Here is a 25,074-nt window from a genome sequence, read left to right as displayed (position 1 = left end):
ACATTTCCCACATCAGCACATTAGCCCCATGGCAATTCTTTCCAAAGACGACGCGAATACCATTCTCAAGAAGGTACTCAGCTTCAGCAAGGCCGACGAGTGCGAAGTGACGCTCAACGGCAGCAGCGGTGGCAACATCCGCACGGCCCGCAACATGGTGAGTACCAGCGGCGCGGTCGACAACGTATCGGTGGTGGTGGAGTCCCGCTTCGGCAAACGCTCGGGCATAGCCACCTGCAACGAGTTCGACGACAACACCTTGCGGCGCTGCGTGCAGCGGGCCGAGGAAATTGCGCGCCTCGCCCCGGAAAGCCCCGAGTACATGCCCATGCTTGGGCCGCAGACGTACCTGCAGCCCAACGCATTTGCCCAAAACACGGCCGGCATTACGCCCGACTACCGCGCCAAACAGGCCGGGGCCAGCATTGCGCTCTGCGACCAGAAAAAACTGTCGTCGGCGGCTTTTCTGGAAGACACGGCCGGCTTTGTGGCCAAGCGCAACTCGAAGGGCCTTGAAGCCTACCAGCAGTACACCAACCTCGATTTTTCGGTGACGGTGCGCACGCCCGACGGTACCGGCTCAGGCTACGCCATGGCCGACTACACCGACATCGGCAAGTTCGACGCCGGCCGGCTGACGCAGATTGCCGCCGACAAAGCCGCCGGTTCGGTGGGCGCCAAGGCCATTGAACCGGGCAAGTACACCGTCATTCTGGAGCCCGCCGCGCTGGTGTCCAACTCCGACGCCTCTTTGCTGGGCGCGTTGATGAACGCCTTCGACGCCCGCTCGGCCGACGAAGGCCGCTCGTTCCTGAGCAAAAAGGGCGGCGGCAACAAGAAGGGCGAGAAGCTCTTCGACCCGCGCGTAACCATTTACTCAGACCCCACGCACCCCGAAATTCCCGACTTGGCCTTTGCCGGCGACGGCCGCCCGCGCCAGAAAACCACCTGGATTGAGAAGGGCGTGGTGAAGAACATGTTCTCGTCGCGCTTCTGGGCCCAGAAATCGGGCATCGACGCCACGCCGCCGCCCGGCGCGTTCATCATGGAAGGCGGCACGCAGTCGACGCAGGACCTGATCAAGAGCACCGCCAAGGGCATCCTGGTGACGCGCCTCTGGTACATCCGCCCCGTCGATCCGCAAACGCTGCTTTACACTGGCCTGACGCGCGACGGCACGTTCTACATCGAGAACGGCAAGATCAAGCACCCGATCAAGAACTTCCGCTTCAACGAGTCGCCCATCATCATGCTGAATAACCTGGAAGCCATCGGCCGGCCGCAGCGCCTGGCGGGCAACCTGATTCCGCCGCTCAAAATCCGAGACTTCACCTTCACCAGCCTCTCCGACGCGGTGTAAATCGACGCATTGCAAACCCGCCCGGCGTTTTCGGGTGGGTTTGTTTTTGCTTTGCCAAGCCGCTGCATGATACTTCATCGGCGACTGATGCGGCCCCACTCTTCTCTCAACGCCAAAACCTATTCCCTTGAAACGACGCGACTTTCTTGAGCTGTCCAGCCTTGCTGCGGCCGGCGCTCTGCTGCTTCCCAGTTTCCCTAGTTTCGGCGGCTCCGTGGTCGACCCGGCCCGCTTGCTGGAACCGGTGATGGACGCCACGGTAAACAAACGCCTAGCCGACGCGGCGCTGAACGCCGCGAAATCGGCTGGCGCTTCTTACGCCGACGTGCGCATCGGGCGCTACCTGAACCAGAGCCTGTTCACCCGCGAAAAGCAGGTGCAAAACATCGTGAGCACCGAAAGCTTCGGGGCCGGCGTGCGCGTTATTGCCAACGGCACTTGGGGCTTTGCGGCCACCAACACGGTGACGGAGGCGGGCATTGCCAAAGCCGCCCAGCTAGCCGTGCAGATTGCCAAGGCCAACGCGAAGGTGCAGAAGGAGCCCGTGAGGCTAGCCCCCCAGAAAGGCTACGGCGAAGTTTCGTGGAAAGCTCCAATTCAGCAGAACGCCTTTGAGGTACCCATCGCGCAGAAAGTCGACGTGCTGCTGGCCGCCAACGCCAAGGCGTTGGAAAACGGGGCGAGCTACGTCAATTCGGCCTTGTTCCAGGTGAACGAGCAGAAGTACTTTGCCTCGACCGACGGCTCCTACATCGACCAGGACATTCACCGCATCTGGCCCACGTTCGGGGTGACGGTGGTCGACAAGCAGTCGGGCAAGTTCCGCAGCCGGCAGGCCCTGAGCGTACCGATGGGCCTGGGCTACGAGTACCTCACGCCCAAGGCAGCCGACAAAGTAATGGGCCCGGCCGGCTCCGATGTGGTGGGCTACAAAAACAGCTACGACATGCTGGAAGACGCCGGCCGCGCCGCCAAGCAAGCCAAGGAAAAGCTCACGGCCAAGTCGGTGACGCCGGGCAAGTACGACCTCGTGCTCGACCCGCACCATTTGGGTCTCACCATCCACGAATCGGTGGGGCACCCGCTGGAGCTGGACCGCGTGCTGGGCTACGAGGCCAACTTTGCCGGCACGAGCTTCGCCACTTTGGAGTGGAAAAAGCAGGGCAAGCCCTACGGCTCGAAGGTCGTCAACATCATGGCCGACAAGCTCCAGCCCGGCTCACTAGGCGCCGTGGGCTACGACGACGAGGGCGTGAAAACCAAGCAGTGGCCGCTGATTAAGGACGGCATTCTGGTTGATTACGAGAAGATTCGCGACCAGGCGCACATTGTGGGGCAGAACGAATCGGACGGTTGCTGCTACGCGCAGTCGTGGCAGGACGTGCAGTTCCAGCGCATGCCCAACGTGAGCCTGCAGCCGGGCAAAACCAAGCTCTCGGTGGATGAGTTGGTGAGCGGCGTCGACAAGGGCATCTACATTGCCGGCAACGGCTCGTTCTCTATCGACCAGCAGCGCTACAACTTCCAGTTCGGTGGGCAGGTGTTCTACGCCATCGAGAAGGGCAAAATCACTGGCATGCTCGAGGATGTGGCCTACCAGGCCAACACCCAGGAGTTCTGGAATTCCTGCGCTGCCACCTGCGACGAATCCGACTACCGTTTCGCCGGCTTCTTCAACGACGGCAAGGGCCAACCCTCGCAAAGCTCGGCTGTGAGCCACGGCAGCAGCACCACGCGCTTCAACGGCGTCAACGTCATCAACACCGCCCGCAAAGTCGGCTAACTGCTTCTTCCCCTATGGCACTTTTATCCCGCGACGAAGCGCAGGCCATTCTTAAGAAAGTTCTGAGCTTCAGCAAGGCCGACGAATGCGAGGCGGCGCTGAACGGGCGCACCCGCGGCAACGTGCGCTACGCCCGCAACGCCGTGAGCACCGCCGGCGGCTCCGACAACGTTTCCCTCGTGGTGCAGTCGCGCTTTGGCAAGCGCTCCGGCGTGGCCACCTGCAACCAGTTCGACGACGAAACGCTGCGCCGCTGCGTGCAGCGGGCCGAGGAAATTGCGCGCCTCGCCCCCGAAGACCCGGAGTACATGCCTTTGCTCGGCCCGCAGCAGTACCTCTCGCCGGCCACGTTTGCGCCGGCCACGGCCGCCATTTCGCCCGATTTGCGCGCCCGCATGGCTGCCGACAGCATTGCCCATTGTGAGGGGCGCAAGCTCACGGCTGCCGGCTACCTCGAAGACGGTACCCGCTTCACGGCCATGCGCAACTCGAAGGGCCTCGAAGCCTTTCAGCAATCCACCACCGTCGATTTTTCGGTGACGGTGCGCACGCCCGATGGGGCCGGCTCGGGCTACGCCGTGGCCGACTACACCGACGTGGCTCAGCTCGACGCCAAGGCGCTGACCAAGGTGGCGGCCGACAAAGCCGCCGGTTCGCTCGGCGCCAAGGCCATTGAGCCGGGCAAGTACACCGTCATTCTGGAGCCCGCCGCGCTGGTGTCCGACGAGGGCATGTTCAACCGCCTCATGTACGCCCTCGATGCCCGCGAAGCCGACGAGGGTCGCTCGTTCCTGAGCAAGAAAGGCGGCGGCAACCGCCTCGGCGAAAAGCTCTTCGACGAACGCGTAACCATCTACTCCGACCCGCTTAACACCCAGGCCCCCGGCGACGTGTTCGACGGCGACGGGCTGCCGGTGAAAAAGATGACCTGGATTGAGAAAGGCGTGGTGAAAAACGTGTACTACTCGCGTTTCTGGGCCGACAAAAACAAGCGCGCCCCCACGGCTTTCCCCAGCGGCTTCATCATGGAAGGCGGCACGCAGTCGGTGCAGGACATGATCAAGAGCACCAAAAAAGGTATTCTGGTGACGCGCCTGTGGTACATCCGCGACGTGGACCCGCAAAGCCTGCTGCTGACGGGCCTGACGCGCGACGGCACGTTCTACATCGAGAACGGCAAGATCAAGCACCCCATCAAAAACATGCGCTTCAACGAGTCGCCCATCATCATGCTCAACAACGTGGAGGCTATCGGCCGGCCGCAACGCCTCGGCGGCAACCTGATTCCGCCGCTCAAAATCCGCGACTTCACCTTCACCAGCCTCTCCGACGCGGTGTAATTTCCGTTCGAAACGCTGACTAATAAAGCCCAACGGCGAACCGTAGCTGCTACGGTTCGCCGTTGGGCTTTCTAGCTCAATTTACGCTGTTACCGCCCGCCGCCGAACTTAAGCGCGGCGTAGGCCTGAATCACGCGGTTTTTTAGCTGCGGGTCGTTGGCGCTGCGCACTTGGTCGAAGTCGCTGACGTCGCTCAGGCCCGCGTTGAAGCGGCCGCCCACGGCGAGGGTTTCGCCCAAATCCAGCTCCAGCCCCGCGCAGAGGCTGAAATCCTGCTTTTTGTATTGGTCGGTTACCTGCCGGTTCACGTTGCTGTACTGCGCCTGCCCGTTCACGGGGTTGTAGCCGGTGAGCAACGTGCCGGTTTCCTTGGCCGTGAGCAGCAGGCCAAACTGCGGCCCGGCTTGCAGGTGCACCGGGCCCACCTTTACATCGAGCAGCACCGGCAAATTGAGGTAGTGCAGCTTGGTTTCGAAGTCTTCCTGCGCCGATTTAAAGTCGCCGCCTTGCAGGGAGTACAGCAGTTCGGGCCGCACCGTGAGCGGCCCGATGATGTTGTAGTTGTAGAACACGCCCGCGTGGTAGCTGATGCGGTACTCGGTTTCGGTCGTGAGCTTGTCGCCGTCGAGCACGGCGGCGTTGGCCCCGCCTTTCAGGCCGAAATGCTGCGCATGAGAGGCCACAGGAATGGCCAGCGCCAGAACAAAGAGGAGCAACAAAAAGCGTTTCATCGGCAAGAGAGAAGAATTGCCCAAAGGTCGGCAAGCACGGGCCGGAGCACAATCACATCATTGGGGGTGCCGGCGGTTTCGCTTGCCTACTTGCCGCCTAGCTGAAACGCCAGATAGGCCTGAACGACGCGGTTTTTCAGGCGCGGGTCGTTGCCGGAACGGATGTCCTTGAAGTCGCTGATTTCGCTCAGGCCGGAGGTGAAGCGGCCGCCCACGCGCAGGCCGGCGGCTAGTTCCAGCTCGGCGCCGGCACACAAGCTGAAGTCGCTGCGCTTGTACTGGTCGGTTATCTGGTCGCTGACGGAGCCGTATTCTTCGGCCCCGTTCACGTCGTAGCCGGTGAGCTTGGTGCCGTCTTCCTCGGCCTGCACCAGCACGCCAAACTGCGGCCCGCCCTGCAGGTGCAGCCGGCTGATGCGCACATCGAGCAGCAGCGGAATGTTGACGTAGTGCAGCTTGGTGGTGAAATCCTGCTCGGCGTTCTTGAACTCGGAGCCCTGCAGCGAATACAGTACCTCGGGCCGCAGCGAAATGGGGCCGAATAGGTTGTAGGTGTAGAACACGCCGCCGTGGAAGGAATACTGGTAATCGGTGCGCAGGTCGATGCGCTGGGCGTCGAGCACGGCCGCGTTCAGGCCCGCTTTTACGCCGAATTGCGCCTGGGCGCGCTGCCCCAGCCCGAGGAGGCCCGTGAGCAGTAGAAGGCAAAAAACTCGTTTCATTGCGCGAAGGAAAGGCAGAATGGAGAAAGTAAAGCAAAGGATACTACGCGCCCGGCGGCGCCACGGCTGGACTGTTGGGGCGTTTCCGGTACCAGCCGAGCCTAGCAACGGTTTCTGGCTGGCCCGCGTCGCGTCGCCCTCGCCCAAACCTTATACGTCAGTGGCCGCGCCCGTATTGCGCTTGCCACCTTTGCCCGATTTGGTTGTCTCTTGCCCGTTATTTGCCTGCCGATGCCCTCCCCTTTCACCTTCGTGCGCCTCAGCTACCGGTCCGGCGACTGGGACGCCGTGGACGAACGCATGCCCGCCAACCTGCTTCATTCGCTCATCGAGTACACCACCGTGCGGGTGAATACCAAGGAAAAAGTGGTGGCCCTGGAGTCGCCCGAGCTGTTCAACTACCCGTTCTGCTACCTCTCCGGGCACCGGCTGGTGCAGTTTTCGGCCCAGGAAAAAAAGAACTTTACCCAGTACGTGCGCAACGGCGGCTTCGTGTTCGTCGACGACTGCAACCACGACATCGACGGCCTTTTTGCGCGCTCCTTCGAGGAGCAGATGCGCCAGTGCTTCGGCCCGAAAGCCTTGAAGAAGCTGCCCAACTCACACGCCATCTACACGCAGTTCTTTAAGTTCAAGGACGGCCCGCCCGCCACCGGCTTCGAACTCAACGGCTGGGGCGACGACCTGGTGCACGACTACCTGAAAGCCGTCGAAATCAACGGCCGCATTGGGGTGCTGTATTCCAATAAGGACTACGGCTGCGAGTGGGACTACGACTTCCGCAACAAGCGCTTTTTGGCCGAAGACAACACCAAGTTTGGGGTCAACATCCTGCTGTACGCCCTCACGGCCTGACGCGGCAACCTACAGTTCGGCCAGGGTTAGGGTGATGAGCAGCGCACCGGCCCCGGCTAGCACCGACGTAATGATGCCCATGCGCCTGGAGCGCAGCCAGCCGCTGAGGCCGATGCTAGCCATGAGGGCATAGATTCCCAGCATAAAGCACAGCAACCCCGTGGCCCGGGCGCCCAGCACGCCGCTCTTCGACACGTTGGCCGGTGCCTGCGGATGCAATACAACCACCAGCTTGGTCATGGCAATGACGGTGATGATGAAGCCCACTGATGCCACGGCCGCGCTGGCTACGGCCCAACTGACTACGCGACGCGGGGTGCTTTGCGTGAGCAGCGTACCCAGAAACGCAGCCGCGAAGCCGCCCAGAAACGCGCTGATAGCACTCATTTGCCGGGCTATTTCGGCCAGGTATTCGGGGGAAAGCTCTTGCATACTGCAATAGGAATTGGGCGGAAGGATGCGCCAATAAACACACTTCTCCAGTTGCGCCGTTGCACCGAGCGTCGCCAGTACGTTTCGGCGCGTAATGGCATGTTGCCGGCGGCCAAGCAACGGGCCGACGGCAGCACCGTCCTTGCCCAGTCCGTACCCAAAGCCGCTGGTTGCACCGCACGTAGTAGTTTGCGACACGACTGGCTGTTACTGCCTCCTGGCCGCCAGCTCGCTCAGCTCCATTCTCCCCCATGACCGAACCCGAACTCCACCGCCTGCTTTCCAAACTGCCCCTTCTCCGCCAGGAAATCGGCAAGGTCATCGTGGGCCAGGCCGAAGTGCTCGACGAAGTGCTGGTGGCCCTGCTCGCCGGCGGCCACGCCCTGCTCGAAGGCGTGCCCGGCCTGGCCAAAACCCTGCTCGTGCGCACCCTGGCCGCCGCCACCGACCTTTCGTTCCGCCGCATCCAGTTTACCCCCGACCTGATGCCCACCGACATTCTGGGCACCGAGGTGCTGGAAGAAGACCACGCCACCGGCAAGCGCAGCTTCGAGTTTGTGCGCGGCCCCATCTTCGCCAACCTCGTGCTGGCCGACGAAATCAACCGCACGCCGCCCAAAACCCAGGCTGCCCTGCTCGAAGTCATGCAGGAGTTTGAGGTGACCTACGCCGGCCAGACGCACCCGCTGCCCGACCCGTTCTTCCTGCTGGCCACCCAAAACCCCATCGAGCAGGCCGGCACCTACCCGCTGCCCGAAGCCCAGCTCGACCGGTTCCTGCTCTACGTGCGCATCGGCTACCCCTCCGAGGCCGAAGAACTGGCCATTCTGCAGAACACCACCGGCACCGCCCACGGCCAGCCCCAGCCCGTCATCGGGGCCGAAGAGCTGCGTGAGCTGCGCCAGCTGGTGCGCGAGGTCAACATCAGCCCCGAGCTGCTGGGCTACATCACCCGCTTGGTGCGCGCCACGCGGCCCCAGGGCAGCCCCGTGAAGTTTGTGCAGGACTACGGCCGCTGGGGTGCCGGCCCGCGCGCCGGGCAGGCCCTGGTGCTCTGCGCCAAAGCCCGCGCCCTGCTCCACGGCCGCTTCGCCGCCACCCTCGACGACGTGCGCACCCTCGCCGCCCCGGTATTGCGCCACCGCGTGCTGCTGAACTTCCAGGCCGAAGCCGACCAATTGACTACCGACGATGCGGTTCGGGCGCTGCTCCAGCATTTCCCTACTCCCTAAAGCCGCCTGCTGGCTTTCCAAAATCACAACAGTCAGCTCCTAATGCGGTTCAGCCGGTTCCTCATCGGTGGCAGCCGGTTCCTCATTAGATCCAGCCTGCAGCCAACCGACGTCGGCCCGTGCCGATTCCCCATTAGGCAGCTGGCGAATAGCTCCGCCACCGGCCGGCCCATGCCGCGCCACTTCACCGTTTCATTCCTTTCCCGTTGCTCTCCCCCGCCGACCTGCACGCGCTCAACGACCTTGCTCTAGTGGCCCGGCTCATTGCCGAGGGCGCGCAGGCGGGCCTGCACCCCAGCCGACGGCGCGGCGCAGGCCTGGAATTCAGTCAGTACCGTCCCTACCAGCCCGGCGACGACCTGCGCCGCCTCGACTGGCGCCTGGCTGCCCGCTCCGACCGCTACTACCTGCGCGAATCGGACGTGGACACGCGCCTCACCGTGCGCCTGCTGCTTGACGCCAGCGCCTCCATGAACCACCCCGACGCCGCCGGCCTTACCAAGCTTCAGTACGCCCGCCTGCTGCTGGCCAGCCTCGCCTACGTAGCCCACCGCCAGGGCGACGCCGTCGGCTTTTCGGCCCTGCATCAAGCGGGCCTGCAGTCGGTGCCACCCTCGGCCGATGCCAGCCAGCTGCCCCGCCTCTACCACGCCCTGCGGCAACTCTCGGCTACCGGCACCTTCCCGGCCGCAGGCACGGTAGCGCCCCTATTGGCCCGCCGCGGCGCCTCGGTTACGGTAGTAGTAGGCGACCTGTACGACCTGAGCACTGCCGACCAGCCCGTTACGCCCCTCACCCAGCTGCTGCGCCAGTTGCGGGCTGCCGGGGGCGAAGTGCTGGTGCTGCACCTGCTGGCCCGCAACGAATACGACCTCGATTACCCCACCACGGCCCAGCTCGAAGACCTCGAAACCGGCCAACGCCTGCAGTTCGATGCCACCCAGCGCGCCGCCTACCAAGCGCAGCTGCAGAGCTGGCTGCGCCAAACCGAGCAAACCGTGCGCGGCTTCGGCCTTTACTACCACCGCCTCTTCACCGACGAGCCGCCGGCCCAGGCTTTGCGGACCGTATTGCGCGGCCCAGCACGCGCATCGGCGTAGTACCTTTCCTGGCAGAGGCAGCCCCGGCCCCGGCGGCGCGTCTGTTCCCCGTTCGATTTCTACTGTTCCACCCATTGCTCGCCTTCGCCAACCCTGCCGCTTTGTGGGCCCTGCTGGGCTTGCTGGTGCCCGTGGCCATTCACCTCTGGAACCGGCGGCCCGGCCAGGTGGTGCCCGTCGGTGCGCTCCGCTGGCTGACGCCGGGCACGCAGCAACGGGTCAGTCGGCTGCAGCTGAGCCAGTTACCACTGCTACTCTTGCGCTTGGCCCTGCTGGCCCTGCTGGCGCTGGCTGTGGCGGGTCCGCACTGGCGCCAGCCGCCTCGGCCTGCCCGGCCGCAGGTGCTGCTGAGCCCCGAGGTGTTGCGCCCCGACCTGCTGCGCGCCCTCCAGCCCAGCCTCGATTCGCTACGCCGCGCCTCGGCCGAGTTTCGCTTGTTTCGCCCCGGCCTGCCCCTGCTGCCCGACTCCGCTTTTGCCAAGCCGGGGCCGACCCGCCTGCAACAAAGCTCCGGCGCCCACACGGCCTATTGGCCCCTTGCTATGCAGGCCGCTATGCAATTTCCGGCCAGCCCCTTGCGGATTATCAGCGACAACAGCCAGCAGCATTTTCGCGGCACCCGCCCCGCATTGCCTGCCCGGCTGCGCTGGCAACTGTTGCCCGCCGTGCCCGACTCGGCCGCGTGGCTGCACAGCGCCGTGCGCTCCACCGCCGATTCGCTGGTGCTGACGGTGGCGGCTATACGCGGCGGCAACACCGTGCTCCGGCGCTACCACCAACGCTGGCCCGCAGCCGACGCCGCTGCTAAGTCGGTACCCGGACTACCGTCCTTGCACTTGGTTACGGTCCCCAATGCCGGGTTTGCTGTACAGCTCGACTCTACTTCGACCAGTGCCCCCGATATGCCGCGTCTGGTGCCGGTGCAAGTACCGCTGCAAGTGCTGGTGTATTACGACGCCCGCAGCCGCGCCGCCGACGCCCGGTACGCGGCAGCGGCATTGCGCGCAGCGTCGGCGGCAGCGCCGGTACCCTTCCGAGTTCGGCTGGCTACGGCTCCTCCCGCTGCTGCCGACTCGCTGGATTGGTTGTTTTGGCTGGCCGATGGGTCGCCCTCCCCGGCTTGGAACGGCCGTCTTCGCCAGGGCTTACGCCTGTTAACGGATGCTCGTGGCCCCGGTACCCCCACCGAAACCAGCGCCCGCACCGAAACCGGATTCACGTTTCAGTTGCGACGCTCGGTGCCTGTGCCTACCGGCTTGGTACGCTGGGCTACGGGGACTGGCACGGCAGTCCTTAGTTATCAGCCGGTGGGCCAGGGCGGAAGGTACCGACTGGGCACCCGGTTTCACCCCGCCTGGAGCAGCCTTGCCACCGACGGGCAACTGCCTGCCGCCCTTCTCCAGCTGCTCTCCCCAGATACCACCACCGGACCCGATTTGCGCGCCCTCGACCCTGGTCAGCTGAAAGGCTTGGTAGCCACCGACGAGCTACGCCCCGCAGGTCGTAGCTGGGAATTGGGTCCTTGGTTAGCCCTGCTGACGGGCCTGTTATTCTGTATTGAACGTCTCGTAGCTCGCCGTCCTACCACGGCAGTACATCCATGATAACTACCAGCTCACCTGCAACTACTACCGACACAGCCGCACACCAGCGGCTGATGGCGGCACTGCGCCGGTACCGTTGGCAACAGCTGGCATCGGTGCTGCTGGTGGTAGTGGGCACCGTGGCCTTGCTGCTGGCAGTGGTGCAGCGCGGCCCGTTTCTGTGGAGCGCGGCCGGGCTGTTGGCGGCCGTGGCCTTGGTGGGCTTGGCGTGGTGGCTGCGGCAGCTTCGCCGGTTTGGGCCCGCCGCCGCCGCCCAACGCTTCGACCGGTACTTCCCGGCGCTGGAAGACAGCACGGGGCTGTTGCTAACGGCCACCCCGGGCCTGCTACCGGAGCTACAGCGGCAGCGCGTGGCCGAACGCCTGCTGACGTTGCCGGTCGAAGAAGCCTTGTCCGTGCCGTGGAAGCCGCGGATGCTGGCGGCGGCACTGCTGCTGGCTGCGGCCGTAGCAGTAGCGTACTGGCCCACTGCTCCCCAAAGGCGGCAAAACGCGCCCTTGGTGGCGCTGCGCTTTCCGGATGCCCCCAGCAACCCAGCGCCTGCCGCTCCCCGCATCGTCGAGACAACCGTACAAATTGTGCCGCCGGCCTATACCCGGTTGGCCGCCTATGCCGCCGCGTCGCCTTCGTTCCGGTGTCCGCAGGGGTCGGTGGTGCGCTGGCGGGTACGCACGAGCCGTTCGGCTAAAAAGGTGCCGGAGCTGCTGCTCGCCGGCGGACAGCGGCTGGCGTTTCGCCCGGTGCCGAACGTCCCGCTGGAGTATGCCGTGCAATACCGCTTTACGACTTCGGCCTTGTATAACATCCGCTTCGCCGGGCTGCTTTCCGACGACTATGCCGTGGAAGTAATGCCCGACCGCAGCCCCGAGCTTCGCCTGCTGGCGCCGGCGCCGTACACGCTTATCGGCGTCCGGCGGGTGCCCGAAGTGGCGGTGCGCCTGCAGTTGCGCGACGATTACGGCCTGGCCCGCGCCCGGCTGGTACTCACTACCGCGCAGGGCTCGGGCGAAGCCGTGAAGTTTGGCGAAACCACTACCGACCTGAGCGCCTTCGTGCGGCAGCGGCCTCGCACGGCCACCGCCACGGCTACCCTCCGCCTGCCCGCTCTCGGCCTCACCTTCGGCGACGAGCTGTATGTGTATGCCGAAGCCTGGGACAATGCTGGCCACCGCACCCGCACCGACGCGCACCTGGTGCAGTGGGAGGACACTGCTGCCACCGGTGACTTGGCCAGCATGGCCTTGGGTGTCAATCCGGTACCGGTGTATTTCCGCAGTCAGCGCCAGATTATCATCGATACCGAAAAGCTGCTGAAAGAGCGCGGCAAGCTTCCGGCCCTCGAGTTTCAGCAGCGGGCCAACAGCATTGGCGAAGACCAGAAAGTGCTACGCCTGCGCTACGGCAAGTTTTTGGGTGAGGAGTACGAACAGGGCGAAACGGCCCCTCGCCCGCCCGTGGCAGAAGAGGCTGATGAACACGGAGCCGACGACCACGACCACGGCGCCGAGCCGGCTACCGAAGCCGGGCTGCCCACGGCCGAATCGTTGACCGAGCCCTACATTCACCGCCACGACGACGAAGAAACGGCCGATTTCCTGGAACCCCAGGTAAAAGCCAAGCTGCGCGCCGTCCTCAGCCAGATGTGGGATGCTGAGTTGCAGCTGCGCTTGGCCGAGCCGCGCTTGGCGTTGCCGTATGAGTACCGCGCCCTGCGCCTCCTTAAAGAAGTGCAGCAGCAAACCCGCGCCTACGTGCGCAAGTCGGGCGTGGATCTGCCGCCGTTGCCCGAAGCCGAAAAGCGCCTGACCGGCGACGTAACCGCAGCAGCCCTTACCCCGCATCAAGCCCAACGCGCGCTGCCCACCACGCACACCGAATTGCGCGCTGCCCTGACCGCGCTGCGCCAACTTCCGGCCGGAACGCCGGCTGGGCCGCGTGAAACCGCAATGCTGCAAGCGGCGGGTTTAGCGCTGGGAGAAGCGGCCGTGCGCCAACCCGGCACCATGCTGCCGGCCTTGCGGGCGTGGCGCCAACTCATGCAGCGGGTACGCCTTCATCAGCCGCCTACCGCAGCACAAGTGTCGGCCGTGGAGCAAGGCCTGCATCGGCTGCTGCCTGTACCCCCGGCAGCACCTACTCGCCCGGCCCCAAACCCGCTGGCCCGCCGCTACTTTACCGAGCTACGCCGTTGAGTCCGTTTTTCACCTTTCTGGAGCAGTCCCCGCTATTCTTCGCCACAGGTTTGGTGTGCGGGCTGCTGGGCATTCTGCTCGTGGCGCAAGCCCTGCGCCGCCCCGATGGCCGCCGACGAATTGTGCGCGTGCTGGTATCCGTGCTACTGCCAGTTGCTCTGTGGCTAAGCGTGTTTCCGCCATCTGTCCCAACATCCGAACAGGAAACCCAAGCAGCAATTCTGGTTACCGATGGCACGCCAGCCGATTCCCTGCGCTTCTGGCAGCGCCGCCTGGGTGCCGCCGTACCGGTGCTGCGCTACACGCCCGGGCATGTTAGCGCCGACTCCACCCGCCTAACCGGCCTCTACGCGCTGCGCACACAGCACCCGCAAATCCGGCAACTGCATGTGTTGGGGCACGGTTTGCCGGCTGCCGATGTGGGGTTGGCACCGCCGGAAATAAAGCTAATTGCGCATCCGCAGTGGCCCGCACGCGGCTTTCGCCACGCCAGTTGGGCGCCCACTTTGCCCCTCGGCGACGTGCTGCGGGTGGAAGGCCGCTTTGTGTCTGCCAATGCCAACCCCACTTTGCTCTACCTGCGGTCCGCCGGCGTAGTGCAGGACTCCCTACGCCTTCCTGCTGGCAACGCATCCTTCACACTGCAGGCGCGCCTCCGGGCCACGGGCCCGCAAGTGCTGCAACTGGAAGCGCGCCAAAACCGCCAACTGATAGCCCACGAGCCGGTACCAACGGTGGTAGAAGCCGTTCGGCACCTGCGTGTGCTGCTGCTGGCCGGCGGGCCTTCCTTCGAATTGAACCTGCTTAAAAACCGGCTGGCAGCCAACGGCCACGCGGTTGCGCAACGCCTCACGCTTGCGCGCAGCTTGCAGCAAACCGATTTTCTAAACCTCCCGGCTCAGTCGCTCCGCCCGCTCACGCCCCCCCTCCTCTCGCGTTACGACGCGGTTGTAGCTGATGAAAGTGTTTGGGCAACTCTCGGCGCGGCCGAAACCCGTGCCCTTTCCCAAAGCGTAGACCAAGGCCTGGGCATGGTGTTGCTGGCCAGCGGCAGCGCCTTGCCCAAAGGATTTCCACAACGGGCAGTTTTCGGGGTACGGGCCCGGCCAGCCCTTGCCACCGAAACAGTGGAGCCGATAAGATGGTCAACCATCAAGGCCCAAGCAGCCGTACCGGCTACGCTCACTGGATCATTGCTGGTACCGCTTGCCCAAAGTGCCCGCAACGAGTGGGTTGCGGCTTCGTACCGCGCCACCTGGGGCACCACTGTAGTTGCCACGCCCAGCAACACCTATCAATGGCTGCTGGCGGGCAACACCGCCACCTACGATGACTACTGGCGCCTGCTGCTGAAAGCGGCGGCACGGCCACTCGGTACCCAAAGCTCGTGGCAGTTCAGCGCGTGGCCGCATCCGCATTTCCTACTACAGCTGCATTTTAGCGGCAACGGTCTTCCCAGTTCGTTGGCCAGAATTGAAGGTCCGTTCGGTACGCACACGAGCCTAGGGCTGCGGCAATTCTCTTCTGCGTTGCCGGTTTTCAGCGCTGCCTTCTGGCCCAAACAGCCGGGCTGGCACAAAGCAATAACGCCGGGCGCAGAGCCTGCTTCGTTCTACGTATTCGCGGCCGCCGAATGGATTGGCCCAACCGTTAGCGAGCAAGCCGCTGCTGTCGAGCAACGTGCATATTATCCAACTTCCACCACATCCACCCCTGGCCGAACTGGGGATAAGCCCCTGGCTGGCGTTTGGTTCTTCACTATTTTCCTGCTGGGCGCCGCGTTTTTGTGGCTGGAGGAAAAATTTTAAATCTGCTTGGTACTAATAGCGGATATCGGGGTGGCCATTCAACAGCGTATCGGGCTGTTCTCCCACCGTGTAGCTTCCAATCTGCAGGCCTTTGTCCAGCGCTTTGGCTGAAATTTGGCCTGCCGACACCAGCGAGGAGGCTTCTGTAGCCAATAAATCCGCCGAAGAAGGGGCGGCACTGTCCGTGATTAGATCAGAATTCGACACGTAGTGGAGCGGCGGCATATGGGTGGGGCAACAAAGTACAGGATTTTTTCAGTATTTTATAATACGATACGAAATACCCTGGGAGTTGCCTCGTGGTAAAAACAAAAACCACCCGAACGGCTGCCGTGGCAACCACTCGGGTGGCGAAGAGCGAAACAGCTGGCGCTGGGCCAGCCGTCCACACTATTCTTCTTTCATTTTCTCGGTCTCGGTCGTCGTCGTGGTCGTCGTGGTAGCAGCAGCGGCCGTCGTGTCGGTCGAAACAACAGCAGCCGTGTCGCCAGCTACGGGAGCGGTGGTTTCTACGGTCGAGGTTTCGGTCGAGGTAGCCTCGGTGGTTTCAGCGGGCTTCGACTCGCAGGCGCTCAGGCTAACAACGGCGAACAGGGCGGCAACCTTCAGGAGGTTCTTCATTTCGGTAGTAAGTTTGAAAAAGTTGGTCTGAAAAACGCCCTTCATACCAGCATTTGGCAGAGGTAACCCGACCGGAGAAAAAAAACTTTTGACGGGTTACTTGGCCATCGGGTCAGTATTAAGCAACGAGTAACTGCATACATGGGCAAAGGACTGCCTTCCTTTTCCGACGACGAGCTGGTGGCGGGTATCCGCCGCGGCGACGAGCGGGCATTGGCGCACCTCTACCGCCTGCATTTGCCGATGGTTACGCACTTGGTCACGCAAAACAGCGGAACCGAGGACGAGGCCAAAGACATTTACCAGGAGGGCGTGATGGTGTTTTACGAGAAGGTGCGGGACGGTTCGCTCGAGTTGAGCTGCCAGATCAAAACCTACCTCTACGCCGTGTGCCGTCGGTTGTGGCTCAAGCGGTTGGCCGAGAAGGGTCGCTACGGCGGCCGCCTCGACGACTATAAGCCGTACCTCGAAACCGGAGCCGAGGCCGACCTGGCCGAAGCCGAGGAGCGTGACCGGCGCTTCGCCCTCATGAGCGAAGCCTTGCTACACCTCGGGGAGCCTTGCCGGTCGTTGTTGGAGGGGTTTTACCTGCTCGACAAAAGCATGCAGCAGCTCACGGCGGAACACGGCTACACCAATGCCGACAACGCCAAGAATCAGAAATACAAATGTTTGGTGCGTCTGAAGAAGCTTTTTTTCGCTCAGTACAAGGAAGAACCGCTGCCCTAACGACGCCCCGATCCAGCCTGGCGGGACCAATACCCGCCCTACCGCTATGATGACCGAAGCTGATTACTACGCACTGTTTGAGGACTACGAAGCCGGCCGGCTCGATGCGCCCGTGCGCGCCGACCTGGAGCGCCGCCTCGCGGCCGACCCGGTGCTGGCCAGCCGTTTTGCCGAGTACCACGACGTAACCGGCACCTTGCACGCCTACGGCCAGCGCCTACGGGTGAGCGAACAGCTGCGCGCCTTCCAGGCCGAAATAGATGCCGAACAGGAAACAACTGTGGAAACCGGCCGCCCCACCATGCCGGTGATGCACATTTCGCGCACCGAAAAGTGGCTGCGTGAGTTCTGGCACGGGCACCGCGCCACCATGGCCGTAGCGGCTTCGGTAGCGGTGCTGGCGGTGTTCGGCACCTTGCTGGGCCTGGAGTGGTGGAAAGCCCACCAACAACCTTCGGCCTACGGGTACACGGTGCTACGCCGCGACGTGGACCGCATCAAGCGCGACCAGAAAGCGTTGACCCGCAGCATCAAGCAGATTGACGGCAAGGCCTTGCCGGCGGCGCCCATCAACAACGGCAAGTTCAGCGGCACTGGCTTTGCCCTCACCGCCGACGGCTACGTGGTAACGAGCTACCACGTAATTCAAGGGGCCGACTCGCTGCTGATTGAAAGCCGCGACCGGCAGCGCTACCGCGCCGAGCCGGTGTTTACCGACGTGGCGCACGATTTGGCTATTCTCCGCGTCAACCAGAAGGGCTTTGCGGGCTTTGGCCGCCTCCCCTACACGGTGAAGCGCCGCGAAGCCGATTTGGGCGAACGGGTGTATACGCTGGGCTACCCGCGCGAAGACCTGGTATTCAACGACGGCTCGTTGAGCGCCCGTTCGGGCTTCGAGGGCGACACGGGCTTCTACCAGATTTCCATTCCCGTGAACCCCGGCAACTCGGGCGGTCCGGTGCTCGACGACCGCGGCAACCTTATCGGGGTTATCAGCGGCCGGCAGATGGATGTGCAGAGTGCCGCGTTTGCCACCAAGTCGTCGTACCTGATGCGTCTGGTCGATTCCTTATCGGCGGCCGGTTCGGCCCCGGGCTACAACGTGCCGCGCACCAATTTGCTGGCCGGCCAGTCGCGCCCGCAACAGTTGCGCAAGCTGCAGGACTTCGTGTTTGTGGTGAAGGTCTACGAATAGGCCCGGCAGCCAACCTATAAAAGAAGGCCCTGCAGTAGCGGGGCTTTTTTTATGCGCTGGAAACAGCTTCTGCTGCAGGCATTGGCGCTACAGCAAAACGGCCCAGGCAGATAATGCCTGGGCCGTTTTGCGTGAGTCGTTTCGCTTGGTGGAGCAAGCATCCCCGCTCACAAATGGCTGCTGAATACTCCGGTGATTGACGAAACTAGCGCAGCTGAATGGTGCGGGTACGGCCGTTGACCGTGAGGGTAGCAATGTTGTCGCAAGCCTGGGTGCCGGCGGGGTCGTAGTTCAACTGCAGGTTTTTCTCTTTCGAGGTGGCAATATCGATGATGCCCGAAACGAAGTGCCGGGCACAGCCCGCCTGAAATTTCTTCACCAGCGGCTGCTGAATAGTGGCCGTAAACGAAACGCCCTTCCGGTTGACGCCCGCCGCCGTGCCCGTTACGCTGTACACGTCGTCTTGAATAGTGCGGGTGCCGAGGCCGGCGGTTTGGGCCACGGTGCGCTGGGCACTCCAGGTGGCGATACCGTTGGCGGTGGTCACGCTGGCATTTTGCACGTTCACAGTGTGCACGCCTTGGCCGATCCAGGTGATGGTGCGCGTGCCGGTGCGCGGGTTGCCGTTGACAGAGTAGCCTACCAAGCTAATGGTCACGCTGGACCCCACTTGCCGGTGCTGGCCCGTGAATACGGCCACTACCTGGCCTTTGCGCAATTTTCCGTCGCGGCCTACGCAGCCGGCCGGGCCGAAGTCGATGGTGAGGGTGCGGGTGGCGGCATCATAGATGTGCGAAGCGCAGCCGAACAGAATACGCTGGTCGTCGGCATTGATGGCCGTGATGCCGCCGCGGCTGATGTCTTCGGGCGCGCCGGCATCCACGTACTCGTAGGAGGCCGCGTCGTCGGCTTCGGCATCGGCGTTGTCTTCGGCAGACAGGGCGGCGTTGGGGCCGAACTCTTCTTTGTCTTTGTTGCAGCTGCTCAAACCAAGCGTAAGGCTGGCGCACAGGGCTGACCACAACAGGGGGCGGAGGGCAAGGTTTTTCATGGTAGCGGTGAAGTGGGAATGGGAAAAGGAAGAAGTACGCCGGCGGTGAATTCATTTGCTTGGAGAGGCGTGCCCGGCCGGAGTTTAAGCAGGCAAATATTTTTTTTCAGAAGCCGGAACTAATTGGTTACAAACCGATGCGCTGCTCGCCCGTATAGACTTAGCCGGCTCTTTTTCCGGCCCCAAGCTGTATGTTCTTCCGTTTCTCTCTTTCTGCCCGCGTGCTGTTGCTGCCGTGGCTGCTGGCCGCCCTTGCCGGGTGCGGCTCCGGCGACCGGGACCCCGTGGCCGATGCTAAGTTTGAGAACGAGAAGCGCATTGGCGACGCCGACATTACCAAGCGGCAGGAGCGCGACGCCGAGTTTATGGTGAATGCCGCCACCAACAGCTTGCTTGCCGTGGAGCTCGGCAAACTGGCCCAGCAAAAAACCGCTCGGCCCGAGGTGCGCACCTTCGCCCAGAATCTGCTACGCGACCACGCGGCCCTGAATACAGCGTTGGCCGGTGTGGCCACGCAAAAGGGTTTGGCCGTGCCCAAAAGCCTCGGCGACGAGCAACAGGATACCTACCAAGAATTGGCTGGCCTGACGGGCGCTGACTTCGACCGCCGTTTTCTGCAGGTATCGGCCGAGCACTACGACGAATCGGCCGATGACTTCGAGGATATGAGCGACGATGCTTACGACGGCGACATCCGCGCTTTGGCGGCCAAGTACGCCCCTGCTCTTTCCCAATACCGCGACCAAGCCAAGCAGCTGGAAGATGCGCTGCCACAGTAATTTCTGCTTCACACCCCATTTCTTTTTTCCATGAGACGTTCCTTTTTCCTGCTCGCCGCGCTGGCTGCCAGCCTTTCGCTCGGCGCCTGCAACGACGCCGACAAACGCACCGACGGCACCGCGGGCGAAGCCGTGAGTGACATGAACCAAGCTGCCGATGAAGGCGGCGTAGAATCCGAGGCCGTGGTTATTGACAACGACGCGGGCCCCACCGTAACGGCCAACGCCGATTCGGCTAACGCGGCCCCGGCCGACACCACGCGCCCGTAGCCTCCAGCCTCATTCTTACTGCCGCTCGCTTACCACACCAATCCAACCATACACCTCATTTCCCCTCCATGAAAAAGGTATTTCTGCCGGCTGTGTTAGCCGCCGCCCTGCTCGTTGGTACCACCTCTTGCACCGATAACAAGGGCGACAAGCCTGATGTGACGGCCACCGAAGGCAACAACGCCGACGACAACTACATGGGCAACGCCACCAACGGCGAAACCAATGCCATGAACGACGGCGACAGCACCGGCGCCGCGGCCGGTGCCGACATGGCCGCCAAAGCCGACCCCAACGCTACGGCTCCGCACAAAGACGACCCCGAGTTCATGATGTCGGCGGCCCACAGCGACCAGAACGAAATCCAGCTCAGCAAAATGGCGCTGGACAAAGGCGTGAGTGGCACGGCCAAAGAGCACGCCAACATGATGATCAAGGACCACACCAAGTCCACCGCCGATCTGAAAGCCATTGCGGCTAAGAAAAACGTGACGCTGCCCACCGACATGGACGCCGAGCACAAGGCCATTGCCGAGCAGATGAAAGCCTTGTCGGGTAAAGAGTTTGAGCAGCGCTACTTGCAGCAAATGGTGATGGACCACCAGAAAACGCTGAACACGCTCAACGCCCACAACTCCATGACCCAAGACCCCGACGTGAAGGGTTTCATTGGTAAGGTTACGCCCGTCGTGCAGGGCCACCTGGACATGTCGAAGAAGCACGCCGACATGAAGATGTAGCCTCAGCGGCGACCTGAACAGCAACGCGCGGTCTTGGCTTTGCCAGGGCCGCGCGTTGTTTTTGGGCGTTGGTCGCCCCTATCTTTAAGCGGCCCGGGCAAGCACTTCCGGCCGCTTCTATGTATGAGTAACGCGCACGACCCGCTGCCCCTGGAACACCACAACCGCGAAGAGTTTCAGCTGGAACGGATGATTCTGTTTACCGACGCGGTGTTTGCCATTGCCATTACGCTGCTCATCATCGAGATAAAAGTGCCCGAGCTGCACCACCCCTCCGATCAGCAGCTGGTGCAGGCGCTATTGCAGCTCACGCCCAAATTCGTGGGCTTTTTCATTGGCTTTCTGGTCATTGCCATCTATTGGGTGGCGCACCACCGCATCTTCCGCTTCGTGCGGCACTACACCGGCAAGCTCATCTGGCTCAACATTCTGTTTTTGGTGAGCATCGTGCTCATGCCGTTCACCTCGGCCTTCTACAGCGAATACACGGCTAGCCTGAACGTGCCTTTTGTGCTGTACTGCCTGAGCGTGGCCGCCACCGGCCTGCTGCAAGTAGTGCTGCAACGCTACCTGCGCAACCCCGCCAACGGCATCATCCATCCTGCCGACGCCGACCATCCCGAACTAGACCTGGTGCGGCCCATGGTGGCACCGTTTGCGTTCCTGATTGGCATTGGGTTGTGCTTCACGCTGCCTTGGTGGATCAGCCGCATGACGCCCATGCTCATTGGCCCGCTGATGGCGTTGTACGGCCGCCGCTACCGCCGCTTGCAGCGCGAATACACAGCCAAGCACCACGCAATAGCAGCTTAAGAGGTCCTATTTAGCCGCAGTAGCAGGCACGGCCGTCCACTGCAGCTTGTAGGTGTCGCAGCCCAGGTTGTTGATGGCCATGCGGTAGGTGCCCTTGGCGGCAGTCTTCGCAACCGTGCCCTCGAACTCGTAATGCCAGGCCGTGGAGCCGCCGCCCGGCGGGTCGACCACCACGCCGCTGGCTTTGCCACCCACGATGGAAAATGTCTTGGTGGGGCCAGCCGTCATCTGCTCCAGCTTGCCGCTGCACCGCCAGTAGCCCTGGAACGTCACGTTCGACAGCGTTTTACCGTCGGCCGATACGTCGAAGCTGATTTTGTCGCCTTTCATGCCGTTGCTTACCGTGCCCTCCCAGTGCGTGGATTTCGGCGGAACAGGAGGAGCGGCAACCACGGCAACGGTGAGCAGAACGGGAAAGAGCAGGAGTTTGAACATGGGAACGGTGGCAGGGAGCAGAAACGAGGGGCTTAAAATAGTGCTACCGTCTTCGAAACACAACAAAACGGGCCGCCCCACGCAGAATTTCTACGTTGAGCGGCCCTTTTTATTGTGCCGACGGATGCTCTGAGTTACGCCGCTTCTTCCTTCGCGGCGTCCTGCTCGTCGGCGTACTTGCTGATTTTCAGCTCCTCGGCCAGGAACCGGGCCGTGTGGCCCTTCTTCACCTTGGCCACTTGCTCGGGCGTACCCTGCGCCACAATGGTGCCGCCGCCCGCGCCGCCTTCGGGCCCAAGGTCGATGATGTGGTCGGCGACTTTGATCAGGTCGAGGTTGTGCTCGATGATGAGGACCGTGTTGCCCTTGTCGGCCAGCTTCTGCAACACATCGGCCAGGTGACGGATGTCCTCAAAGTGCAGGCCGGTGGTGGGCTCGTCGAGAATGTAGAAGGTTTTGCCGGTGTCCTTCTTGCTTAGCTCGGTGGCCAGTTTCACGCGCTGCGCCTCGCCGCCCGATAGCGTGGTGGCTTGCTGCCCCAGCGTGATGTAGCCCAACCCTACTTCGCTCAGCGTCTTGATTTTGCGCAGGATGCGCGGCTGAAACTCAAAGAAATCGACGGCCTTCTCGATGGTCATGTCGAGCACGTCGGTGATGGACTTGCCCTTGAAGCGCACCTCCAGCGTTTCGCGGTTGTAGCGGCGGCCCTTGCAGGTTTCGCACTGCACGTGCACGTCGGGCAGGAAGTTCATTTCGATGGTGCGGATGCCGGCACCCTCGCAGGTTTCGCAGCGGCCGCCCTTCACGTTGAAGGAAAAACGGCCGGGGCCGTAGCCGCGGATTTTGGCCTCGGGCAGGTTGGCGTAGAGCTGGCGGATTTCGGTGAACACGCCGGTATAGGTGGCCGGGTTCGAGCGTGGCGTGCGCCCAATCGGCGACTGGTCCACTTCGATAACCTTGTCAATCAGCTCCAAGCCTTCAATGCTGCCGTAGGCCAGCGGCTCGCGCTTGGCGTTGAAGAAGTACTTGTTCAGGATCGGGTAGAGCGTGTCGTGAATGAGCGACGACTTGCCCGAGCCCGATACGCCCGTAACGGCTACCAGCTTGCCCAGCGGCACCTTTAGCGTCACGTTCTTGAGGTTGTGGCCTTTAGCACCTTTCAGCACCAGTTCGGTGCCTTCGCCGGTGCGCTTTTTCTTGCGCAGCTCAATGTGCTTGTCGCCGTTGAGGTACTGGGCCGTGAGCGAGCCGCTGCGCTGGAACTCCTCGGGCGTGCCTTCGGCCACCACGTGCCCGCCGTGAATGCCGGCGCCGGGGCCGATGTCGAGCACGTGGTCGGCGTGCTGAATCATGTCTTTGTCGTGCTCCACCACAATGATGGAGTTGCCCAGGTCGCGCAAGTGCTTGAGGGCGTTGATGAGCCGCTCGTTGTCGCGCTGGTGCAGGCCAATACTGGGCTCGTCCATGATGTAGAGCACGCCCACGAGCTGGGTACCAATTTGGGTGGCCAGACGAATGCGCTGCGACTCGCCACCGGAGAGCGTGCGCACCGAGCGGTGCAGGTTCAGGTATTCCAGGCCTACTTCGAGCAGGAAGCCGATACGCTTGCGGATTTCCTTGAGCAGCTCGCGGGCAATCAGGTTCTGCCGGTCGCTCAGGCGGTCTTCCAAGCCCTCAAACCAGCGGGCCAGCTCGCCGATGTCCATCACCGACAGCTCACCGATGTGCTTGTCGGCCATGCGGAAGTGCAGGCTCTCTTTCTTGAGGCGGTAGCCGTGGCACTCGGGGCATTCGGTGGCCTGCGTGTACTGCTGAATCCACTCCCGGATGTTCTCCGAATCGGACTCCATCTGGCGGCGCAGGAAGGGAATGATGCCCTCGAACGGCTCGGAGTAGGTGGCTTTTTTCTTGTCGTCGGCGTCTTCGTCGGCTTCGATTCCGTGCAGCAGGCGCTGCACCAGCTCGGCAGGCAGCTTCTCGATGGGCGTGGAGAGCGTAGCTTTGTGCTTCTTGAGAATCAGCCCGATCTGCTGGAAAATCCAGATGTCGCGGTACTCACCCAGCGGCGCAATGCCGCCGCGGCTGATGCTCAGCTTGGGGTCGGGCATCACCGATTCCTCGGTAATCTGCTGGATTTCGCCCAGGCCGTTGCAGGTGGGGCAGGCGCCGTAGGGTGAGTTGAACGAGAAGGTGTTGGGCGCCGGGTCGTCGTAGGCAATGCCGGTGGTCGGGTCCATTAGAAAGCGCGAGAAAAACTGCGTCTTCTTGGAATCGGGGTCGAGCACCAGGGCCGTGCCTTTGCCGTGGGTCAGCGCGTTCTGCACCGAGCCGGACAGGCGGAACCGGTCTTCTTCCTTCACCACCAGCCGGTCGATGACGATTTCGATGTCGTGGATTTTGTAGCGGTCCACCTGCATCTTGGCCGTAATGTCGAGCAGCTCGCCATCGACGCGCACCTTGGTGAAGCCGAGCTTGGCAATCTGCTGGAACAGCTCGCGGTAGTGGCCTTTGCGGCCTTTCACCACGGGCGCCAGCACCACCAGCTTTTTGTCGGCGAAGTGCTTGAGGATGTAGTTAATGATCTGGTCGTCCGACTGCCGGATCATCTTCTTACCCGTGGCGTAGCTGAAAGCCTCGGCGGTACGGGCGTAGAGCAGACGCAGGAAGTCGTATATCTCGGTGATGGTGCCCACCGTGGAGCGCGGGTTGCGCGAGGTGGTCTTCTGCTCGATGCTGATAACCGGCGAGAGGCCCTCAATCTTGTCGACATCGGGGCGCTCCAGGCCACCCATGAACGAGCGGGCGTAGGCCGAAAACGTCTCCATGTAGCGGCGCTGGCCCTCGGCGTAAATCGTGTCGAAGGCCAACGACGACTTGCCCGAGCCCGAAATGCCGGTAAACACCACCAGCTTGCCGCGCGGAATCTTGATGGATACGTTCTTCAGGTTGTGCTCCCGCGCGCCATACACTTCAATAAACGGCGCCTCAATGGTAGCCGCCGACGAGTGGACAGCCGCCGCAGCAGGCGCCACCAGAACGAGCGGCTCCGGCTGGGCGTGGCCGTTGCGGCCGGGCTTGGCAGCCGCTGGCGCTGAACTGGCTTTTTTGGAAGTTGACTTGGGAGCAGCTGGAGCCGCCGTGGTGGCCGCAGCCGCTGTTTTTTTCTTAGCCATGCAATGCGTAGCTGATAAGCCCGCGAAAGTACGTAAACCGTGGCCCGTTAGCTAGCCGGAATAGCATTGCGAACCAACCGCGTTGGAATATACTCGGTCCCTGGTCAGG

23 protein-coding genes are annotated in these 25,074 nt (G+C 62.7%); 15 read left to right on the top strand and 8 right to left on the bottom strand.

The genetic code is table 11. From position 1 onward, the window contains the following. Positions 1–28 precede the first annotated feature (28 nt). The 3 genes from F0P96_RS14200 to F0P96_RS14190 all read left to right on the top strand — a co-directional run bounded on the left by F0P96_RS14200 (position 29) and on the right by F0P96_RS14190 (position 4,483). Positions 29–1,360: a TldD/PmbA family protein gene (locus F0P96_RS14200; RefSeq protein WP_151079571.1), complete on the top strand. Its 1,332-nt coding sequence runs from the start codon at positions 29–31 to the stop codon at positions 1,358–1,360. A 127-nt stretch (positions 1,361–1,487) separates the two neighbouring features. Continuing rightward, complete coding sequence (locus F0P96_RS14195; protein WP_151079570.1) at positions 1,488–3,143, top strand: TldD/PmbA family protein; 1,656 nt, start codon at positions 1,488–1,490, stop codon at positions 3,141–3,143. 14 nt (positions 3,144–3,157) lie between these two features. Beyond that, the gene (locus F0P96_RS14190) at positions 3,158–4,483 is read left to right on the top strand and encodes a TldD/PmbA family protein (protein WP_151079569.1); all 1,326 of its coding nucleotides are present in this window, start codon (positions 3,158–3,160) and stop codon (positions 4,481–4,483) included. 89 nt (positions 4,484–4,572) lie between these two features. Here the strand turns inward: F0P96_RS14190 and F0P96_RS14185 are convergent, their stop codons facing one another. Both F0P96_RS14185 and F0P96_RS14180 read right to left on the bottom strand, forming a co-directional pair. Next, a complete protein-coding gene (locus tag F0P96_RS14185) occupies positions 4,573–5,214 on the bottom strand; it encodes a porin family protein (protein ID WP_151079568.1) in 642 nt (213 codons plus the stop codon). An 86-nt stretch (positions 5,215–5,300) separates the two neighbouring features. Beyond that, positions 5,301–5,936, bottom strand: a complete 636-nt coding sequence (locus F0P96_RS14180; protein ID WP_151079567.1) for a porin family protein — start codon at positions 5,934–5,936, stop codon at positions 5,301–5,303. Positions 5,937–6,167: 231 nt separating this feature from the next. Between F0P96_RS14180 and F0P96_RS14175 the strand changes: the two genes are divergently transcribed. After that, entirely contained in the window at positions 6,168–6,791 is a 624-nt protein-coding gene (locus F0P96_RS14175; protein ID WP_151079566.1) for a DUF4159 domain-containing protein, read from the top strand. 9 nt (positions 6,792–6,800) lie between these two features. Here the strand turns inward: F0P96_RS14175 and F0P96_RS14170 are convergent, their stop codons facing one another. Continuing rightward, the gene (locus tag F0P96_RS14170; RefSeq protein ID WP_151079565.1) at positions 6,801–7,223 is read right to left on the bottom strand and encodes a hypothetical protein; all 423 of its coding nucleotides are present in this window, start codon (positions 7,221–7,223) and stop codon (positions 6,801–6,803) included. Positions 7,224–7,474: 251 nt separating this feature from the next. Between F0P96_RS14170 and F0P96_RS14165 the strand changes: the two genes are divergently transcribed. From F0P96_RS14165 to F0P96_RS14145, 5 genes are all read left to right on the top strand, one after another. Further along, entirely contained in the window at positions 7,475–8,455 is a 981-nt protein-coding gene (locus tag F0P96_RS14165; RefSeq protein ID WP_151079564.1) for an AAA family ATPase, read from the top strand. Positions 8,456–8,661: 206 nt separating this feature from the next. After that, positions 8,662–9,555 carry a DUF58 domain-containing protein gene (locus F0P96_RS14160; RefSeq protein WP_235917476.1) on the top strand — a complete coding sequence of 298 codons (894 nt, stop codon included), beginning with the start codon at positions 8,662–8,664 and terminating at the stop codon, positions 9,553–9,555. A 74-nt stretch (positions 9,556–9,629) separates the two neighbouring features. Beyond that, entirely contained in the window at positions 9,630–11,159 is a 1,530-nt protein-coding gene (locus F0P96_RS14155; protein ID WP_160620310.1) for a BatA domain-containing protein, read from the top strand. Next, on the top strand, positions 11,156–13,351 hold the full coding sequence (locus F0P96_RS14150) for a hypothetical protein (RefSeq protein WP_151079561.1): 2,196 nt from the start codon (positions 11,156–11,158) through the stop codon (positions 13,349–13,351). Before F0P96_RS14155 ends, F0P96_RS14150 begins: the two co-directional genes overlap by 4 nt. After that, a complete protein-coding gene (locus F0P96_RS14145) occupies positions 13,348–15,159 on the top strand; it encodes a hypothetical protein (protein ID WP_151079560.1) in 1,812 nt (603 codons plus the stop codon). Before F0P96_RS14150 ends, F0P96_RS14145 begins: the two co-directional genes overlap by 4 nt. A gap of 12 nt (positions 15,160–15,171) precedes the next feature. Here F0P96_RS14145 and F0P96_RS14140 read toward each other — a convergent pair whose 3' ends face one another. Both F0P96_RS14140 and F0P96_RS14135 read right to left on the bottom strand, forming a co-directional pair. Beyond that, positions 15,172–15,384 (bottom strand): hypothetical protein, encoded by a 213-nt coding sequence (locus F0P96_RS14140; protein WP_151079559.1) that lies wholly within the window; start codon positions 15,382–15,384, stop codon positions 15,172–15,174. 165 nt (positions 15,385–15,549) lie between these two features. After that, a complete protein-coding gene (locus F0P96_RS14135) occupies positions 15,550–15,780 on the bottom strand; it encodes a hypothetical protein (protein ID WP_151079558.1) in 231 nt (76 codons plus the stop codon). 141 nt (positions 15,781–15,921) lie between these two features. Between F0P96_RS14135 and F0P96_RS14130 the strand changes: the two genes are divergently transcribed. Both F0P96_RS14130 and F0P96_RS14125 read left to right on the top strand, forming a co-directional pair. Then, positions 15,922–16,509, top strand: a complete 588-nt coding sequence (locus F0P96_RS14130) for an RNA polymerase sigma factor (protein WP_151079557.1) — start codon at positions 15,922–15,924, stop codon at positions 16,507–16,509. Positions 16,510–16,555: 46 nt separating this feature from the next. Next, positions 16,556–17,704: a S1 family peptidase gene (locus tag F0P96_RS14125; RefSeq protein ID WP_151079556.1), complete on the top strand. Its 1,149-nt coding sequence runs from the start codon at positions 16,556–16,558 to the stop codon at positions 17,702–17,704. 205 nt (positions 17,705–17,909) lie between these two features. Here F0P96_RS14125 and F0P96_RS14120 read toward each other — a convergent pair whose 3' ends face one another. Then, a complete protein-coding gene (locus tag F0P96_RS14120; protein WP_151079555.1) occupies positions 17,910–18,755 on the bottom strand; it encodes a hypothetical protein in 846 nt (281 codons plus the stop codon). A 191-nt stretch (positions 18,756–18,946) separates the two neighbouring features. Here F0P96_RS14120 and F0P96_RS14115 point away from each other — a divergent pair, with 191 nt between their 5' ends. From F0P96_RS14115 to F0P96_RS14100, 4 genes are all read left to right on the top strand, one after another. After that, a complete protein-coding gene (locus tag F0P96_RS14115) occupies positions 18,947–19,534 on the top strand; it encodes a DUF4142 domain-containing protein (RefSeq protein WP_151079554.1) in 588 nt (195 codons plus the stop codon). A 30-nt stretch (positions 19,535–19,564) separates the two neighbouring features. Further along, entirely contained in the window at positions 19,565–19,804 is a 240-nt protein-coding gene (locus F0P96_RS14110; RefSeq protein WP_151079553.1) for a hypothetical protein, read from the top strand. 68 nt (positions 19,805–19,872) lie between these two features. Further along, entirely contained in the window at positions 19,873–20,544 is a 672-nt protein-coding gene (locus tag F0P96_RS14105) for a DUF4142 domain-containing protein (RefSeq protein WP_151079552.1), read from the top strand. A 123-nt stretch (positions 20,545–20,667) separates the two neighbouring features. Then, complete coding sequence (locus F0P96_RS14100) at positions 20,668–21,357, top strand: TMEM175 family protein (RefSeq protein WP_151079551.1); 690 nt, start codon at positions 20,668–20,670, stop codon at positions 21,355–21,357. Between the two features lie 6 nt (positions 21,358–21,363). Here the strand turns inward: F0P96_RS14100 and F0P96_RS14095 are convergent, their stop codons facing one another. Beyond that, positions 21,364–21,792, bottom strand: a complete 429-nt coding sequence (locus F0P96_RS14095; protein ID WP_151079550.1) for a hypothetical protein — start codon at positions 21,790–21,792, stop codon at positions 21,364–21,366. Positions 21,793–21,926: 134 nt separating this feature from the next. Continuing rightward, complete coding sequence (gene uvrA, locus F0P96_RS14090; protein WP_235917475.1) at positions 21,927–24,965, bottom strand: excinuclease ABC subunit UvrA; 3,039 nt, start codon at positions 24,963–24,965, stop codon at positions 21,927–21,929. Positions 24,966–25,074 lie beyond the last annotated feature (109 nt).

The sequence above is a fragment of the Hymenobacter busanensis genome, assembly GCF_008727865.1.
Lineage (GTDB): Bacteria > Bacteroidota > Bacteroidia > Cytophagales > Hymenobacteraceae > Solirubrum > Solirubrum busanense.
The sequence above is the reverse complement of the archived record's forward strand: the minus strand, read 5'-3'. Positions and strand labels throughout refer to the sequence as shown.

Coding starts and splice junctions, on each gene's coding strand:
- F0P96_RS14200 (WP_151079571.1), top strand. CDS start 29: ATGGCAATTCTTTCCAAAGACGACGCGAATACCATTCTCAAGAAGGTA.
- F0P96_RS14190 (WP_151079569.1), top strand. CDS start 3,158: ATGGCACTTTTATCCCGCGACGAAGCGCAGGCCATTCTTAAGAAAGTT.
- F0P96_RS14185 (WP_151079568.1), bottom strand. CDS start 5,214: ATGAAACGCTTTTTGTTGCTCCTCTTTGTTCTGGCGCTGGCCATTCCT.
- F0P96_RS14180 (WP_151079567.1), bottom strand. CDS start 5,936: ATGAAACGAGTTTTTTGCCTTCTACTGCTCACGGGCCTCCTCGGGCTG.
- F0P96_RS14175 (WP_151079566.1), top strand. CDS start 6,168: ATGCCCTCCCCTTTCACCTTCGTGCGCCTCAGCTACCGGTCCGGCGAC.
- F0P96_RS14170 (WP_151079565.1), bottom strand. CDS start 7,223: ATGCAAGAGCTTTCCCCCGAATACCTGGCCGAAATAGCCCGGCAAATG.
- F0P96_RS14165 (WP_151079564.1), top strand. CDS start 7,475: ATGACCGAACCCGAACTCCACCGCCTGCTTTCCAAACTGCCCCTTCTC.
- F0P96_RS14150 (WP_151079561.1), top strand. CDS start 11,156: ATGATAACTACCAGCTCACCTGCAACTACTACCGACACAGCCGCACAC.
- F0P96_RS14140 (WP_151079559.1), bottom strand. CDS start 15,384: ATGCCGCCGCTCCACTACGTGTCGAATTCTGATCTAATCACGGACAGT.
- F0P96_RS14135 (WP_151079558.1), bottom strand. CDS start 15,780: ATGAAGAACCTCCTGAAGGTTGCCGCCCTGTTCGCCGTTGTTAGCCTG.
- F0P96_RS14130 (WP_151079557.1), top strand. CDS start 15,922: ATGGGCAAAGGACTGCCTTCCTTTTCCGACGACGAGCTGGTGGCGGGT.
- F0P96_RS14125 (WP_151079556.1), top strand. CDS start 16,556: ATGATGACCGAAGCTGATTACTACGCACTGTTTGAGGACTACGAAGCC.
- F0P96_RS14120 (WP_151079555.1), bottom strand. CDS start 18,755: ATGAAAAACCTTGCCCTCCGCCCCCTGTTGTGGTCAGCCCTGTGCGCC.
- F0P96_RS14115 (WP_151079554.1), top strand. CDS start 18,947: ATGTTCTTCCGTTTCTCTCTTTCTGCCCGCGTGCTGTTGCTGCCGTGG.
- F0P96_RS14110 (WP_151079553.1), top strand. CDS start 19,565: ATGAGACGTTCCTTTTTCCTGCTCGCCGCGCTGGCTGCCAGCCTTTCG.
- F0P96_RS14105 (WP_151079552.1), top strand. CDS start 19,873: ATGAAAAAGGTATTTCTGCCGGCTGTGTTAGCCGCCGCCCTGCTCGTT.
- F0P96_RS14100 (WP_151079551.1), top strand. CDS start 20,668: ATGAGTAACGCGCACGACCCGCTGCCCCTGGAACACCACAACCGCGAA.
- F0P96_RS14095 (WP_151079550.1), bottom strand. CDS start 21,792: ATGTTCAAACTCCTGCTCTTTCCCGTTCTGCTCACCGTTGCCGTGGTT.
- uvrA (WP_235917475.1), bottom strand. CDS start 24,965: ATGGCTAAGAAAAAAACAGCGGCTGCGGCCACCACGGCGGCTCCAGCT.